The organism is Mycoplasma sp. 21DD0573 (assembly GCF_034863425.1).
Taxonomy (GTDB): domain Bacteria; phylum Bacillota_I; class Bacilli_A; order Mycoplasmatales; family Metamycoplasmataceae; genus Mycoplasmopsis.
Window position 1 is genome coordinate 1 of sequence record NZ_JAYFEZ010000014.1, and the last position, 16,593, is coordinate 16,593.

Consider the following 16,593-nt stretch of genomic DNA (forward strand, 5'->3'; position numbering starts at 1 on the left):
TAAACAAAAAGTAGACAGTTTTTTATTTTCTGTCTACTTTTCTTGTCCTAGTTTAATAATTAAATTTATAGATTAATTAGGAGGCATTTATGAATTCAGTATCACCAAAAAGCAGATTAGTTTTAACTTTATTATCATTCTTCTTAGGAGCATTTGGAGTAGACAGATTCTATGCTGGAAGAATCGGATTAGGTTTATTAAAACTTTTAGTAGGATGTTGAATTACAGCTGGAATTTGACCAATTGTTGACTTCATTTTAGCTGTTTGTGGAAAACAAAAAGATGCAAATGGTAACGAAATTTCAAAATGATAATTCAGTTATTACTAATTAAAATTATGTTTTTTTAAAATGAACAATATAAGTTGTTCATTTTTTAATTTACTTATTTTTATAGAGAACAAGGCATAAAAAAACTAACTCATATTATTTAAATGAGTTAGTTGATCATTAAAAGTATTATTTTGTAATTTTTGTAAAGTCACTTTCTAAGTTAGCTGCAGCTTCTGAGTTTACGTCAGATAAAATTAATGACATTCTTAATGCTGAGATAATTAAGTTGTTTGCTACAGATTTATTAAATCCAAACGCTTCGATTTTTGATGTAAATTCTGCGATTTGCTCTGCTGAAGCATTAACTGGATATTTAGTAACTCAGTATTGAATAGCTTTAGCGTTTTCAACATCTTTTGTAGCTTGTTTCACAAATTCTTGTTCTAAATCAGCTTCTGATGATTTGATTAATTGCAAGTATTCAGTTTTCTTCATTCCAAATTGTTTTAATTGTTTTTCGAATTCAGATTTTAATAATCCAAGTCTTTCTTCCACGAATGATGGGTGCAAGTTAACTTTTGCTAATTTGATTGTTTGTTCAATTAATGAAAGGTAGAATGAATCAACGTTTGAGAAGAATTTTTTAATGAAAACATTGTTTTTAAGTTCTTTTTCAAGTGATTTAAGATCTGTGATTTTTGGATCACCAAGTAATTTAACATTTTCATCTGTAAATTCGAATAATTTTAATCTCTTTATTGAGTTAATTGAAACTTGGAATACTGATTCTTTATTTTGGTATTCTTTAACGAAGTAGTCAGCAGGGAATGTAGCAACTACATCACCTTTTCAACCTACTGATTTACCAACAAGTTGATCTTCAAATCCTGGAATAAATGTTTTTGAACCTAATTTTAAATCGTAGTTTTCAGCTTCTCCACCTTCAAATGGTGTGTTGTCAATAAATCCTTTGAAGTTAATGTTAACTGTGTCTCCAAGTTTTGTTTTAGCTTTTTTATCTGTAATTTCTTCATTAACAGATAATTTTTCTTGGATATCTTCCTTCATATCATCAACATCTTTTTTAGCTACTTTAATTGATTTGTAGTCTAATTTTAATTTTTTAGGATCTACTGCAAAATCTGGTTCTTCAACAAAAATGTAAACTAAGTAAAGATCTTCACCATCTTTTTGTAAGTCTAACATTGGGTATCTAGCTGCTTTAATTTTGTTTTTTGCAGCATATTCAAAAACAGCTGGAAGATTTTCATTGCTAAATGAGTTAACTGTATCAGTAAATGCAGCTCTGTGGTCTACATATTTTTCGATTTCAGCTTTAGGAGCTTTTCCTGGTCTGTAACCTTTAACTTTAACTTTTTTAGCTAATTTGTCTGTAAATTCTTTTAATTTTTTATCAAAATCTGCTTGATTAATTTTAACTTTAACAACAACTTCTGATTTTTTCTTATCTTTTGTATGTGTAATCATGGTTACCTCCGATATTATTAATAAATTAATAATATTTTACACTATATTAAAAATTAAGGGTGTAAAAAATAAACATGCGAGAGCATGTTTAAATTATTGAATCTAAAATGACTTTTGGGTCTTTGTCATTGAATAAAACATCGATAATTCCTTGTAAAAACGGAATATCTTTAATGTTATATTCTTCAATTATTTTTTGTAATGTTATTGCTGTATCGTAACCTTCGGTAGTTACGTTTTGTGTTGCTAAAGCTTCTCTAACACCTACTTTTGCAACATTAATACCAAAACTAAAGTTTCTACTTGTAGGTGATGAACATGTTAAGAAAATATCCCCCATAGCTGCAAAATTGTAACCAATTGTATCTTCCTCATTAGGGAACATAGTTTTATATATTTTAAATATTTCATAAGTCCCTAATGTAAGGAGTCCAGCGTGTGAATTTTGACCCGGATATAAAACTGATGTCATTCCTAATCCAATCGCCAAAACATTTTTAAGAGCAGCAAATACCTCAGCACCTTTAATATCATCATATGGTTTTACATAAAAATGTGAATTATTAAAGCATTGTGCAACTTCTTGGTTGAATTTTGAATTTGTCCCCACAATGTTAACCATTGTAAGTTTTCCTTCAAAAACTTCAATTGCAAATGATGGCCCCATAATTGACGCAAGATTTTCAAGATTTTTATCAAATGCAGTAGTTATATAGTCAGAAAAGAATTGTTTTGTTTCAGGTTCAAGACCTTTTGATAAGTTGATAATGCTAATTTTTTTGTTTCCAAGCACTTTGGCTGATTGTCTTAAAATTGTACCAACAGCAACTGATGGAACAGCTAGGATCACTGTGTTTACATTTTCATAAAAGTAACCTAAATCATTTGTTGCTGAAATAAGATTAGAGTTTTTAAATGGAATCTCACCAAAAAATTTGCGATTATATCCATCGTTAATATCGCTAATTTCTTGTTCATTAATTCCATACATAATTACTGGAAAATTATTCTCAATTAAAATATTTGCTAATGCAGAACCGAATGCACCAGTCCCTAGCACACCGAATTTAATTTTTTCTTTCATATTACTAATTTTACTTTATTTAATATAAAAAAAGAGCACAAAAAAATGGCAGGAGTAGCAGGATTCGAACCCACAACACACGGGGTTGAAGCCCGTTGTTCTACCGTTGAACTATACTCCTAAAGCCATCTATATTATATATTATTTATCTAAAATCCTAATAACATCTTTAACTGTTTTTACATCCCTTAATTCATCGTCAGAAATTGTAATTCCTAATCTTTCTTCAGCATCAAAAATTAATTCAGCTAGATCAAGAGAGTCAACTCCAAGTTCTCTAATATTAGAGTCTTCTGTTATGTTTTTGTTTTTAGATATTTTTTTAAGTTCACTAAAAACTAAGTCTTTAATATTTGAATTCATGACTTAATTATATATTATTTAAGCTCTATTAAATAAGTTTTAGTTTTTACTTTGTCTTCATTAATGTGCTTCATATAAATAAAAATTTGATTTTTATTGATAATTTTATAATCGAACAAAATTGAACCATATTTTGTAGGAAATCTCCTGATTACGTCGTGGATTACAGATTTAACAATGTCTTCATCGATGTATTTAAATCCATATTCATCAACTTTTACAAATTTTTCAAAATATTTCGCCTCTAATGTTGGAAAAAATCAGGAATTCTCATCTTCTTCGTAATTGTAATAATTTTTGATTTTTCCATTATTTCTTTTTCATCTTTTGCCAGGAACTTCTTCAAACTGTTTTCTATTTTCTGATAAGTTTCTATGTAGAAAGTATGCACCAGTCCCTATTAAACCACCGACAACACAAATGAGTACAACTTTACTGATTTTTTTGATTAAGTCTTTTCTTTGTCTGTTCATCTAAAATGAACTCATTGAAGTTGAAAAATTCATCTTTAATTATTTTGATTGAATCTTTTAAGTCAATTACGAAGCGATATGTAACTTTAGGATTGTCATCATCAAAATAAGCAATTCTCAATCTTTTATCTGTATTACTTTCGTAAAGTTGAGTGGGTTTGATATCAAAAGTTTTGATGAAATCAAAATTGAAATAAGGTGTGGAAATTGGAAATTTAAAAGTTAATAGACCACTATATTGATATGGAATTTTTAAGGATTTACTAGGTATTAAACCTGGAATTTTGTTAATTGTCATATCTGATTCATTAGTAGTTAAATAGTCATCTATCCTTACCACCTTGTGATAACAGTTATTTTCAATTAGTCCAGAGTGATAAATATTATCGTCATTTTCTTTTTCTAAATGCAAATTAATTTTTTCATTTTTGGACAAGAAATTATTTATATGAACTTCATTGACATTAATTTGCATATCTGTATTTTTATTATTTTCTCCAGGCATCAAATTATCTTTTTTATCATTAAATTGTGTAATTTTCAATAAATTCGTGAATTGATTTGTATTATTAATTTTTGGTAATTCTAAAATGATATTGTGATAGTACTTTTTAGTTCAGTAAGTTGAATTTTCAGAAAAATTAAAAACATATGAGTAAGGTACTTTGATTTTAAATAATAAATTTTGTGGAGATATTTGTTGTGAATTCTTAATTTCATTCCCAAAAATTACCTGATATTCCTTAAATAATTCTTCCTCGATTCCCAGGACTTTGGATGTAAATGTAAACCTAATGAAGATTGAATTTAATTTATTGAATGGTGTATCTAACTCAATGAAATTCAGTCTCTTGAAATTACTAAGACCAAAATCGTCGGTACTAAATTCAGCTTTTTGTTCCTTATTAACAAAAACATAAGCTTTAATAGTAAATTTATTATTTAAAATGTTTAGATTAAATCTTCTTTTTAGAAGGTATCTAAGAGCTTCAGTAAATGGTGTATTGATTTTATCTTTAAATCCAAAACTGATGTCTGTATATCCATTTGATAAAATTCTATCTATACTAATAATAAATGGTAAATCAAAATTACTTGGATTAAAATTTCCTAGATTTCCACCATTTAATATGTTTACTTTGAAGTCTCTTTGTTCAACAATATAAGTATCCTGATTGTGTATGGACACAATGTTATACATAGTTGAAGTAGATTTCTATAAACTCTTTAATAGCATCTCGTTTCCTCTTGTAGAATGTGGTCTTTGAGAAATAATCAGTATATCATTCCTTGTTATATCTTGTTTCTTCATCACAATACATTTTGTTGATTATTCAAGAATTTTGAATTTTCATCAATGATAAAACTAATCCGACTAATGAAGAGTCTTTTTTGAGTTTGTTAGTTTCAATCTCGAGTTGTTTAGAAACCTCAGGATCATTTTTGTGTCTTAAAATAGTTTCTAAATTAACTATTTTACTTTTAAGATTTTTAATAAAAATATCTCTTAATTTAAATATATTATTGACTACTGCGCATTCTTGAGCATATAATGCTTTTTCTTGTGCTTCGGTTAATAGATTTTGTTGCATGTTTTCTCCGTTTAATGAATTTATATATGTAATTATTTTTTGAATATTTTTGGCCATATTTTTCCTCCTTTCACACTTATTTTGTAAAAAAATTACCGATTTTGATCAAAAAAATACTAAAAAAGAACAAAGCTATTGCTTTGTTTACATTTAATGCAAAAATAGAATATAAAAAAATGATGTACAACATCATTTTTAATATGCCTTTGCGAAGACCACATATCTACTTGTTTTCTTATCACAACCCTCTCAAAAACACTCGACATCCTTGATTGGTTTATCTAAAGAAAGAGGAATACATCTTGCTGTTGCTCCGGTGTCTTCTTTGATTTGATCTTCAACATTTCCATCACAGCAAAATGGAGCAATAACAAACTTGTTTTCAGCTATTTTTGATTTGAAATCTTCGTAGTTATAAACGTATTCTTGATTATTAATTAATCTTTGTTCGGCTTGTTCATATAAATTATCGTGAATTTGTTTTAATAATTCTGAAACAACATTTTTAACATCTTTAACTGCTACTTGTGATTTTTCAAGAGTATCTCTTCTAACGATTGTAACTTGATTGTTTTCTAAATCTTTAGGTCCAAGTTCAATTCTTAATGGAACTCCTTGGATTTCTGAGTTAGAAGCTTTGAAACCTGGATTTTTATCAGTATCATCTAATCTAACACGGAATTTTCTTGTAAGGTCAGCGAAAAGTTTTTTAGCTGTTTCATGAATTTGTGGATTCTTATTTGCGAATAATTCTAAAATATCAACTTGAACAGGAGCAACATAAGGTGGGATGATAATTCCTCTATTGTCACCATGTGTCATAATAAGTGCACCAATTAATCTAGTTGTGCAACCTCATGAAGTTTGATAAACATTTTCAAATTCATTCTTTTCATTTTTAAAAAGAATTTCAAAAGGTTTTGAGAAGTTTTGAGCTAAATAGTGACTAGTTCCTGCTTGAAGAGCATATCCATTTTTCATCATAGCTTCAATTGTTCAAGTTGTACATGCACCTGCGAATTTTTCATTTGGTGTTTTCTTACCTATAATAGTAGGAATAGCAAGGTATTTTTTAAGGAATTTAGAATACACTTTAATCATTTCTTTCGAAAGAGTTCTAGCTTCCAGTGATGACGAATGAGCTGTATGTCCTTCTTGTCATAAGAATTCTCTAGATCTTAAAAATGGTCTAGTTGTTTTTTCTCATCTAATAACACTTACTCATTGGTTGTAGATCATTGGTAAATCTTTATATGATTGAATTGAGTTTTTAAATAAGTGCGCAAATAAAACCTCTGATGTAGGTCTAATAAAAAGTTTCTCATCTAACTCTTTATTACCGGCCATTGTAACTGTAGCAAGTTCAGGATTGAATCCATCAATGTGTTCTTTTTCTTTGTTGAAAAGTGATTCAGGAATTAATAATGGCAAGTTAACATTTTGAACATTTTTTTCTTTGAATGCTTTATTTAAATTTTCTTGAATTAGTTCTCAAATTCCATATGAGTTAGGAAGTAAAAACATTGTACCTTTTGTAGGTCCGTACATCATTAATTTTCCGTTTTGAACAACGTCTGTATATCATTGAGTGAAGTCTTGTTCTAATGGTGTAATTTTGTCTAATTGTTTGTTATTATTCATAGTTTTTAAATTTTAGCACAAAAGATAAATTTAAGAGGTCAAAATTCAAAAAGTGCAAATTTAAACTATTTTTATTAAAAAATTGCATTTTTAACAAAAAAGTAATGTAAAAAAGGTAATAAAAAAACACCTTTCGGTGATATGGCTGCCCCAGTTAGATTCGAACTAACGCATCGTGGAACCAAAACCCACTGCCTTACCGCTTGGCTATGGGGCAATCATGGTGGGGGGAGAGGGATTCGAACCCCCGAATCCGAAGAAAGTGGGTTACAGCCACCCGCATTTGGCCGCTTTGCTATCCCCCCAAACACATCAATATTATAAAACAAAAAAAATATTTTGAAAATAAAAAAATGTTTTTTATTAGGTTATATGAGAGTGAAAAAATATAAAAGAAAAAGCAACAATTGTTGCTAATTTCTAAAATTATCTATGGTGTCCTAAAACTGATTGAATTCTTTCTTTTGTTGGTTCAACAACAATGTATGTTCCTGCAACACATGCATCAGCACCTGCTTTAAAAGCTTCTGGTCCAGTTACATTGTTAATTCCTCCATCAACTTGAATTAAGTATTCGTAACCATTTTCAATTTTTAAATCTTTTAAGTAAGCAATTTTTTCTAACGCAGATGGCATAAATTTTTGACCTCCAGCACCTGGTTCTACAGACATAACTAAAACAAGAGCTAATCTATCTAAAAATGGCTTAATTTCATCAACTGATGTAGATGGTTTGATTGCTAAACCGATTTTTAATTCATCATATTTTTGAGTTAAAAATTCATCAAATTTTTTAAGATCATCTTTGATAGCCTCAAAGTGGAATGTGATGATATCAACTACATCTTTAACTTGGTCTACATAATCATAAGGGTTAACAACCATTAAATGAGCATCTTTAAGGTGTTTTAAACCGTTTTTATTGATGTTCTCAATTTCTTCTACTTGAATTGCTGTGTTAGGAACAAATTTTCCATCCATAACATCATAGTGAATTCATTTGATACCATTTTCAACCAATGTATTAGCCATTGCTAATCTGTTTTCTTTTTCAACATTTAATAAACTTGGTGTTACATATTTTGTCATATTAAAATCCTCTTTTATTTTCATTAATTTCTTGATTTAATTTTACATAATTTTCATAACGTTTTAAAGGAACTAACTTAGTATTAATTTGTTGCTTAATAGCACAGTCTTGATCTTTTTCGTTTATGTGCAAGCAGTTTCTGAATTTGCAAAGTTTTGATAACTCATAAAATGTTTCAAAACTTTGTGCTAATTCAACTGGTGTTAAATCTAAATTTAAGGATGAAAAGCCAGGTGTATCAATAACATAACCATCATTAAAAGGGATTATTGACACAACTCTTGTTGTATGTTTTCCTCTTCCTAGTGCTTTAGAAATTTCTTGAGTGTCAAAGCTAAATTGGCCCAAATTATTGATAGTTGTTGTTTTTCCAACACCACTTTGACCCATAAAAACAGAATATTTATCTTTAAATATTTGTTTAACTTCATTTATGTAGCTTGATGGTTTTAGATTGTCGATTAAAAATACTTTATAACCCATATTTGAGTAATATTCATAAATTTCTCTAGAGTATTCAGGATCCATATCGGTCTTGGTTAAAAAGATAACTGGCTTAATTTTCTTAAATTCAATAATCGCAAGATATTTATCAACTAAAAAAAATTGAAATTGTGGATCCTTAACAGACATTACAACAATCATTTGATCAACGTTTGCAACTTTGGGTCTTATGAATTCGTTTTTTCTTTCTAAGATTTCCTTTAATTGATTATTCTCAACTAAAACATTATCTCCAACAATAGGTGTTTGATTTTGGTATCTTAATTTACCTGCAGCAGGTATATTTAAAATCTCACCTTGATTATTTTGCAATGTGTAAATTCCTGCGACAATTTTTGTGACTTTGTAAATCATTAATTGCTACCTCAAATTGTAAATCATAAAACTACTCCAAGAATTATTACAAGAATAATAACAATCATTGTAATTAGGAAAGCATTGCTATTAATAATATTGCTAAGTTTTTTCTTTTGTTTAGCTTTACCAGGTTTCAATGGTGTCTCAAACATTTTTGAGGAATCAAGCGATTCGCTGACGGCTTTTTTAAATTCAAAAACAGTTTGATATCTATCTGCAGGTTTTTTAGCTGTAGCTTTCAAAATGACATTATCCAATGCTTGAGGGATATCAGTAAAGTTTCTGGCTGATGGGAATGTACCTTTATAATGCAATGTTATTGTTTCATGTTCATGTTCGCTTTTGTATGGATAAGTTCCCGTTAACATTTCGAACAATAAAACACCTAAAGCATAAATATCAACAGCTTTTGTTATTTTGTGGTTTTTAATTGAGTATTCAGGTGCTGCATAATACGGGCTACAAATAACTGCATTTTCTCTTGTTAATCTTTGTGATTCAGGAGTTAATGAAATGCCAAGGTCTAGGATTTTAATTTTTTGGTCATTAGTAATTATGATATTTTGACTTTTTATATCCCTGTGAATAATTCCATGCACATGAAGTTCGCCTATTCCTTCAGCGATTTCCATAATGTATGATCTTGCTTTTTTAGCACTCAAGGATGTATGTTTTCGAATGTGGTCGTGCAATGTCAAACCACTGATATATTCCATAACATAGTATTCTTCAGTTGAACTTTTATGATGCTCATAAAAACTTGGTAAGTACTTAGATTTTACTTTTGAAAGTAATTTAGCTTCATCTTCAAATCTTTTAGCTTCAGTTTCATTAAAAATATTATTTAAATATTTAATTGCTACTTTTTTGTTTTTATCATTCTTGAATGTAGCCAAAAAAACAGTTCCCATTCCTCCAGTTCCAAGAATTCTTTGAACATCGTATTTTTTATAAATATTAGATTGAGGATTTAAGTTAATTTGTTCGTTTGATTTACTCATTTGTACCTCTCAATCTTTGTAAAACTATGCTCATATTATCACTTGATTTATTCTTTTGTGCCTCTGAGACTATCTTTTTAGTAGCCTCTTCAGGACAATTGGTTGATGTTAAAATATTTTCAATTTTTGAAGTTGAAACAAATTCGTGAATACCATCTGAAGTTAATACAATTCACTCAATAATATTTAATGATTTTGGATCTAAAACAAATAAGTCAACATCAAAATGTTTTTTGTTATTGTAACTAATAGCATTAACAAGTAATCTTAAATAGCTATCTGAAAAAGTTGATGAATCTTTATTTTCTTCAGTAAGTTTATTTAATAAGTTGTGATCTCTTGTCATCAACTTAAGCTCTGTTTTTTTAGATTTTTTAATTAATAAATAACATCTACTATCACCGATGTTAAAAATCACAAGTGAATTTAACAATTTAGAAAAATAATATCCAACACAAGTTGAACCCATTGTAAATTTTGATGGATCTTCTTTGATTAAGTTGTAAAAATCATTATGAACTTTGTCGAATGTGTTTTTTATAAAATATTCAATAGCAATTGCTGAATTAAGAGTTCCAATGCTTTCAAATTCTGTTTTAAATCTTGAAATTATTGTTTGAGCAGCCGTATCACCGTGTGGTTGTCCACCAATTCCATCGCATAGAATAGATAAATAAGCTGTATCATTTTCAAATACAGCTACTCTATCGTCGTTTTTAGGTCTAATACCTTGTAATGATTCAAAATAGAAACTACTCAATTCCAAGCTCCTTGTGTAGAATGCTTCTAATTTCTTCTGCCGCTCTTTCAGGAACATCATTTACAACGATGTATTGGAAAATGTGTGAATCAGCAATTTCTTCTTCGGCTTTTTTAAGTCTACTTTTAAGAGTTTGTGGATTTTCAGAACCACGGTTTAAAATTCTTTTTCTTAAATCATCAACTGATGGTGGAGCTAAAAATATAGTTATTAAGTGATATTTATCAGCTTCTCTTGTATCTTGAGTGAACTTCTTAATAACTTGTTTAGCACCATTTGTTTCTATTTCTAACATAGGCACTTTATGTTTTTTATGAATCTTATCTAACTCAGAATATAAAGTTCCATAATAATTATCTAAATGGTAAGAAAATTCAAGAAATTTTCTACTTTTAATTTTGTCTCTGAATCTATCTCTATCAATGAAATAGTAATGAATACCATCTAACTCTCCTTCTCTAGGAAGTCTTGTTGTAGCAGAACAAGATAACGATAAGTTTAACTCATCGTATTCGAATAATAATCTTTCAACTGTCCCTTTTCCTACACCACTAGGTCCAGTGAAAATAATAATTGGATTTTTAGATGTATTCATAGTTGAAAGTATTATAGCACTTTTGTGATTGAATAACTTTGCAAATAATATTAAATTAATATTATTTTTTCTTATAAAATTTAAATACTAAAAGTAGGTGCATTATGTTTTACAAATATCATAAAAAAAGTGGTGATTTTTCAAATAAAACTATTAGAGGTTTACAAAAAGAATTGGGTGCCAAAAAAATAGGCCATTCTGGAATTTTAGACCCATTAGCAAGCGGTTTAATAATTTTTGCAACAGATTTTGAAACTAAATTGTTGCCTTATATTGCTGACAAAACTAAAACTTATATAGCAAAATGTAAATTGAATTACAAAAGCGACACGTATGATGTTGATGGTAAGGTCGAAATGCTAAATAATAAACCAATTACAAAACAAGATTTTCTTGAAGCAATGGAGTATGTTAAAACGTTAAAATTTCAAATACCACCTATATATAGTGCGAAAAAGATAAATGGTAAGAAAGCATATGAGTATGCAAGAGAGAAAAAGGAAGTTGAATTAAGAAAACAACCAATAGAAATATTCGCTTACAATTTAATTGATTTTGATGAGCAAACTCAAGAAGCAACAGTTGAATTAAAAGTTTCTGAAGGCACCTACGTTAGAAGTGTTTTAGTTGATACGGCACAAAAGACAGGAACAAATTGTGTAATGACTTATTTAAAAAGAGTAAGCTGTGGAAATGTTTCTGTTGATGACTTATCTGAAGAACACTATGAACAAATTGAAATTGATAAATTATTAAATCTAAAAAAAATGATTTCAAATAATGAAATTTTTAAATTCATTAGAAATGGTAATGAATTTAAAGTTGAAAAAGAAGATGGTGATTACTTACTTTATTCACCAAATGAAAATGAAATTTGAGCCATTGGGCAAGTAATAAAAGGTATTTTTAAACCTAAGAAAGTTTCGATTGAAAGGATAAATTTATATGAAAACAATCAAAGATAATATTAAAGTAGCTGCATTTGATATTGATGGGACATTATTAGCTAAAGGAATCAGAGAATTTTCATTAAATACAAGAAAAATTTTTCCATTATTAAAACAAAATGGAATTGTTTCAGTTTTAGCTACAGCAAGAGAATTCGCAACAATTGGGGATTTTTTAAAAATTCTTGAACCAGACTACTTTATAGGAGCAAATGGATCATTTATTTTTGACCCTAAAACTGAGAAATTTATTTACAAAAATACCCTTCTTAAAGAAGATGTTGTTAAGTTTTATAATGCATATAAAGATAAAATTGTTGCATTTGCAGTAACTGATTTTGATAAAGTCTTTAAGTCGCCTACAATGGATTTAAGATCTTGATTTATCAGACCGTTTATGACTAATTATTACGATTTTGATGAAAAAGAACTATCAAATGATGATTTATATATGATTACAATTAACACACCTGATGCAAAAATATTAGGCAAAGAAATGCAAAAATTCATCGAAGATAACAATTTATCAATGGAAGTGTCTTCAACTTGAAGTAATGGAATTTTCATTAGTCCAAAAAACTGTATGAAAAGTACTGCTTTAGAAGTGTTGTGTGAAAAACTTGGTTTCACATTGCAAGAAAACCTAATTGCCTTCGGTGATGGAGCAAATGATGTTGATATGCTGCAAAAAGCTTATATTGGTGTAACTACAGAAACTGCAAGCAACAGTGTTAAAAAATATGCTGATGAAATTATGTTAGATGCAGAATACGATGGAGCATATTTAAAATTAAAAGAATTAGGTTTAATTTAATATGGAAGATTTATTAATCTATGATTTAGATGATTTCGAGACAAAAGATAATGATATTTTTCTTTTAGGTGAATTTAATTCATTTCATTTAGGGCACTATCAACTCTATAAAAAGGCTATTGAATTAAAAAAACAAAATGAAGATATCAGAGTTATTTTAGTTTGTTTTAATTCTGACAAATTGTTACCAAAAGATAATGGAACTAGTTTTACAGATAAAAATGCAAAATATATGCAACTTGCTCAATTGGATTTAGATTCAATTATTGAACTTGATTTTGAAGCGATCAGAAATTGAGATGGAATTTTATTTTTAAATAAATTGGGTCAAAATAAAAAAGTCACATTTATATCTGGCGAAGATTATAAATGTGGTCATCGAGCAAGTTATAATTTTGAACTTGCAAAAAATGAGAATACTTTAAATAAAAATTATTCATTTATTACTGAGCCAACTCGGAAAATTGAAAATGTAAAAATCAGTACATCAAAACTAAAAGAAAGCATAGAGTTTGGTAATTTAGATTTTGTTAATTCATTATTAGTTTTCAATTATGCAATCAGTTGTAATGTCAATTCTGATTTAATAATCACAAAATCTGCAAATTTAGTAAACATTCATCCAGGTATATATTCAGGTGTGATTTATTTTGACGATTTAGTAATATATGCAAGCATATTAATTGATTTGGATCATTCGGTTTATTTAGATTTATTTAACTTTGAACTTGAAGATTTAGCACATAGTCAAATAGTTATTGAATTCAGAAAAGTAGTTAGATTAATTAAAAATGAATATGAAGCATTTTTAAGTGACACTGATATTGCAAAATCTAAAGAAATATTATTTAATTATTAAATTAGATTTAGAATTAGAAGAATTTAATTAAAAAGATATATAATTAAAAATAATTGCAATATGTAATTATTAAATAAAACTTACAGATACTAGGAAATATCAGATTTTTTCATATAAAACACAAATTTATAGCTCGGAGTTTTGAAATATAAAACATCTGGGTTATAAACATAATGATTTCAAATTCAAAGGAGATATTATGGTTTCAAAACAAAGAAAATTAGAATTAACTGAAAAATTCGGTAAAAATTCTAAAGATACTGGAAATATAGCAGTTCAAATTGCTATCTTAACAGAAGATATCGAACTTTTAAAACCTCACTTTGCTAACAACCCAAAAGATAATCATTCTAGAAGAGGTTTCTTAGCAAAAATTTCACATCGTAAAGTTCTTTTAAGACATTTAAAAGAAACAAATTTCGAAAAATACAACGAAGTGATCGAAGCTTTAAATATTCGTAAATAATTGATTTTTTAAAATTTTTTCAAATTTAACCAAAAATTTTTAATTTTTATTTTATTGCAGTTATTATAAAAAATGAACCACAAGTTATCATAGTTAATCGGGAATTTATACTATGATGCTTGTGGTTCTTTTTTAGTTCAGTTTTGGAATGAGCGATAAATTTTCTTAAAAAAGTTGTGTAATTAGATTGGGAGGTGAAAAATGAATTTAACAGAAATCGAAACAACCATTCCGATTCCTGATTATGCAACATTAATGAAAAATGCAAAATCAGTTTTAAATGAAATTGAAAAAAGGTTTGGTAACGATTCAATAATGATTTTAGGTGAAAAACCTGAAATAAATATACAAACTATACATAGTGGTAGCTATGTTCTAGACAGAGCCTTAGGTATAGGTGGTTTTCCACAAGGGAAGATTATTGAAATCTATGGTCCTGAAAGTAGTGGTAAAACAACTTTAGCTCTACATACTATAGCCGAAGTTCAAAAGAATGGAGGTTTAGCTGCATTTATAGATGCAGAACAATCAATAGATCCTGAATATGCTAAAAGAATTGGTGTTCAACTAGACAAATTAATTTTATCTCAACCAAATTCAGGGGAACAAGCGTTAGAAATTGTCGATACACTAGCTAAATCAGGATTCATTGACTTGATTGTGGTTGATAGTGTTGCTGCATTAGTCCCAGAAGCTGAATTAAATGGAGAAATGGGTGATCAACAAATTGGTGCTCAAGCAAGATTAATGTCAAAAGCACTTAGAAAAATCACAGGAAATTCAAATAAGAATAAGACAACAATCTTATTTATAAATCAAATGAGGGAAAAAATTGGAGTTATTTTTGGTAGTCCAGAAACAACTCCGGGAGGACGTGCTCTTAAATTTTATTCAAGTATAAGAGTTGAAGTAAGGAAAGGAACGATTATTACAGATGGAAAATCAAACACAGGAACTGAAATTAGGTTCAAGGTCGTTAAAAATAAATTATCAGCCCCTTATACGTCTGCTCAGAGCGAATTGATATTTTCGAAAGGTATTGATAAGTTTTCAGAACTTGTTGATGTCGCAGTCGAAGAAAAAATAATTGAGAAAAAAGGTTCTTGATACAGCTATAATGGTAAAAATATAGCTCAAGGAAAGAAAAATATGCGCGATTATATTGAAAATGACAATGAGTTAAGAGAAGCAATTTTAACTAAAATTAAATGTTAAAAATAAGTTAAACATTTAATTTGTTAGTCATATAATTGCTATATGAACTTGACTAAGCAAAGAAATAAGAAAATTAGAATACTATTTTTTGGAGATATTTTTGGAGAACCAGGAATTAAAACTGTAGAAAAATATATCCAAACTTTAAAAGAAAAATACAAAATAGATTTTATCATTGCTCAAGGGGAAAACATTTCTGGAAGAAAAGGCCTTAATAAAACAGATTATTTTAAACTTTCAGAATTAGGGATAAATGCATTTACTATGGGAAACCATGTATGAGCTAATGAGGAAATTTATGAACTATTAGAAAATGAGAATAACATAATTAGACCATTAAACATAGATAGAGGCTATCAAGGAAGTGGGGCTAAGATATTTAAAGTTAAAAATTCAAAGCTAAGAGTTATTAGTTTATTGGGTATAACTTTTAATAATCTACTTAGTCCATGAGAACAAGAAAGTGCAAATAACTTTTTTGATGCTATTGATTCTATTATGGAAGAAGAATCTGTGGACTTCAATTTTGTTGATTTCCATGCTGAAACAACAAGTGAAAAAAATGTACTAGGTCTATATTTAGATGGAGTTGTCGATGCAGTAGTCGGAACACATACACATGTTCAAACTAATGATTATAGGATCTTGCCAAAAGGAACTGCATATATTACTGATGTAGGTATGGTTGGTCCTATGAATGCAGCAATCGGCGCAAACTTTGAGGAAGTTTATAAAAAAATGAGATATAACAGTAGGGAGAAATTTACTGTCAGTGAAAATAACACACAGTTAAATGCTGTAATTATTGAATTAAACACTAAAAGAGAGAATACAATAAAACCAATCAATATATATAATATAGAAATTTAAAATAAGTCAATTTTAGAGGGGCAAAAAAATAGACTGAGAAGAAAATTTTAGATAGTTAATTATTAAGTGGCACAACTAGTAATTATTAACTAGTTGTGTTTTTTATTCAATATTAAAAAAATTAAAAAAAATTTTGAGAAATTAATTTAGTGTTATAATATTCATGCTTTTGATAGCGAAGAAGTTCTTTGAAAACTAGATA

The 16,593-nt window shown here is 28.1% G+C and carries 19 protein-coding genes and 3 tRNA genes; 7 read left to right on the forward strand and 15 right to left on the reverse strand.

All coding sequences use genetic code 4. The features are described from left to right. The first annotated feature begins 89 nt into the window (after positions 1-89). Positions 90-314, forward strand: a complete 225-nt coding sequence (locus tag VBM86_RS02495; RefSeq protein ID WP_323176811.1) for a TM2 domain-containing protein — start codon at positions 90-92, stop codon at positions 312-314. Positions 315-458: 144 nt separating this feature from the next. Here VBM86_RS02495 and tig read toward each other — a convergent pair whose 3' ends face one another. From tig to gmk, 15 genes are all read right to left on the reverse strand, one after another. Beyond that, positions 459-1,760 (reverse strand): trigger factor, encoded by a 1,302-nt coding sequence (gene tig / locus VBM86_RS02500; protein ID WP_323176812.1) that lies wholly within the window; start codon positions 1,758-1,760, stop codon positions 459-461. Positions 1,761-1,848: 88 nt separating this feature from the next. Next, entirely contained in the window at positions 1,849-2,844 is a 996-nt protein-coding gene (locus VBM86_RS02505) for an NAD(P)H-dependent glycerol-3-phosphate dehydrogenase (RefSeq protein WP_323176813.1), read from the reverse strand. Between the two features lie 46 nt (positions 2,845-2,890). Further along, positions 2,891-2,965 (reverse strand) — tRNA-Trp (locus VBM86_RS02510). Between the two features lie 20 nt (positions 2,966-2,985). Continuing rightward, entirely contained in the window at positions 2,986-3,207 is a 222-nt protein-coding gene (locus VBM86_RS02515; RefSeq protein WP_257089230.1) for an acyl carrier protein, read from the reverse strand. 14 nt (positions 3,208-3,221) lie between these two features. Continuing rightward, positions 3,222-3,680, reverse strand: coding sequence for an MHO_1590 family protein (locus VBM86_RS02520; protein ID WP_323176814.1), 459 nt, complete (start codon positions 3,678-3,680; stop codon positions 3,222-3,224). Continuing rightward, positions 3,640-4,869 carry an MHO_1580 family protein gene (locus VBM86_RS02525; protein WP_323176815.1) on the reverse strand — a complete coding sequence of 410 codons (1,230 nt, stop codon included), beginning with the start codon at positions 4,867-4,869 and terminating at the stop codon, positions 3,640-3,642. The genes VBM86_RS02520 and VBM86_RS02525 overlap by 41 nt, the downstream gene beginning before the upstream one ends. Positions 4,870-4,873: 4 nt before the next feature. Then, positions 4,874-5,329 (reverse strand): MG284/MPN403 family protein, encoded by a 456-nt coding sequence (locus tag VBM86_RS02530; protein WP_323176816.1) that lies wholly within the window; start codon positions 5,327-5,329, stop codon positions 4,874-4,876. A gap of 138 nt (positions 5,330-5,467) precedes the next feature. Further along, positions 5,468-6,913, reverse strand: a complete 1,446-nt coding sequence (gene proS, locus VBM86_RS02535; RefSeq protein ID WP_323189756.1) for a proline--tRNA ligase — start codon at positions 6,911-6,913, stop codon at positions 5,468-5,470. Between the two features lie 142 nt (positions 6,914-7,055). Beyond that, positions 7,056-7,130, reverse strand: a tRNA-Gln gene (locus tag VBM86_RS02540). A 4-nt stretch (positions 7,131-7,134) separates the two neighbouring features. Next, positions 7,135-7,218 (reverse strand) — tRNA-Tyr (locus VBM86_RS02545). Between the two features lie 121 nt (positions 7,219-7,339). Next, positions 7,340-8,026 carry a ribulose-phosphate 3-epimerase gene (locus VBM86_RS02550; RefSeq protein ID WP_323176818.1) on the reverse strand — a complete coding sequence of 229 codons (687 nt, stop codon included), beginning with the start codon at positions 8,024-8,026 and terminating at the stop codon, positions 7,340-7,342. Continuing rightward, positions 8,004-8,861 (reverse strand): ribosome small subunit-dependent GTPase A, encoded by an 858-nt coding sequence (rsgA, locus tag VBM86_RS02555; RefSeq protein WP_323176819.1) that lies wholly within the window; start codon positions 8,859-8,861, stop codon positions 8,004-8,006. The genes VBM86_RS02550 and rsgA overlap by 23 nt, the downstream gene beginning before the upstream one ends. After that, positions 8,861-9,865 carry a serine/threonine-protein kinase gene (locus VBM86_RS02560; protein WP_323189188.1) on the reverse strand — a complete coding sequence of 335 codons (1,005 nt, stop codon included), beginning with the start codon at positions 9,863-9,865 and terminating at the stop codon, positions 8,861-8,863. The genes rsgA and VBM86_RS02560 overlap by 1 nt, the downstream gene beginning before the upstream one ends. Next, positions 9,858-10,625, reverse strand: a complete 768-nt coding sequence (locus tag VBM86_RS02565) for a PP2C family serine/threonine-protein phosphatase (protein WP_323189189.1) — start codon at positions 10,623-10,625, stop codon at positions 9,858-9,860. The genes VBM86_RS02560 and VBM86_RS02565 overlap by 8 nt, the downstream gene beginning before the upstream one ends. Continuing rightward, entirely contained in the window at positions 10,618-11,220 is a 603-nt protein-coding gene (gmk, locus tag VBM86_RS02570; protein ID WP_257089243.1) for a guanylate kinase, read from the reverse strand. The genes VBM86_RS02565 and gmk overlap by 8 nt, the downstream gene beginning before the upstream one ends. Positions 11,221-11,324: 104 nt before the next feature. Here gmk and truB point away from each other — a divergent pair, with 104 nt between their 5' ends. From truB to VBM86_RS02600, 6 genes are all read left to right on the forward strand, one after another. Continuing rightward, complete coding sequence (truB, locus tag VBM86_RS02575; RefSeq protein WP_323189757.1) at positions 11,325-12,185, forward strand: tRNA pseudouridine(55) synthase TruB; 861 nt, start codon at positions 11,325-11,327, stop codon at positions 12,183-12,185. Then, positions 12,166-12,981, forward strand: coding sequence for a YcsE-related riboflavin metabolism phosphatase (locus VBM86_RS02580; protein WP_323189758.1), 816 nt, complete (start codon positions 12,166-12,168; stop codon positions 12,979-12,981). The genes truB and VBM86_RS02580 overlap by 20 nt, the downstream gene beginning before the upstream one ends. A gap of 1 nt (position 12,982) precedes the next feature. Then, entirely contained in the window at positions 12,983-13,840 is an 858-nt protein-coding gene (locus VBM86_RS02585) for an FAD synthase (protein ID WP_323189759.1), read from the forward strand. Between the two features lie 199 nt (positions 13,841-14,039). Next, the gene (gene rpsO / locus VBM86_RS02590) at positions 14,040-14,306 is read left to right on the forward strand and encodes a 30S ribosomal protein S15 (RefSeq protein WP_323177784.1); all 267 of its coding nucleotides are present in this window, start codon (positions 14,040-14,042) and stop codon (positions 14,304-14,306) included. Positions 14,307-14,507: 201 nt separating this feature from the next. After that, positions 14,508-15,521: a recombinase RecA gene (gene recA, locus VBM86_RS02595; protein WP_323189760.1), complete on the forward strand. Its 1,014-nt coding sequence runs from the start codon at positions 14,508-14,510 to the stop codon at positions 15,519-15,521. Between the two features lie 42 nt (positions 15,522-15,563). Continuing rightward, positions 15,564-16,391, forward strand: a complete 828-nt coding sequence (locus tag VBM86_RS02600; RefSeq protein ID WP_323189761.1) for a TIGR00282 family metallophosphoesterase — start codon at positions 15,564-15,566, stop codon at positions 16,389-16,391. Positions 16,392-16,593: the final 202 nt, after the last annotated feature.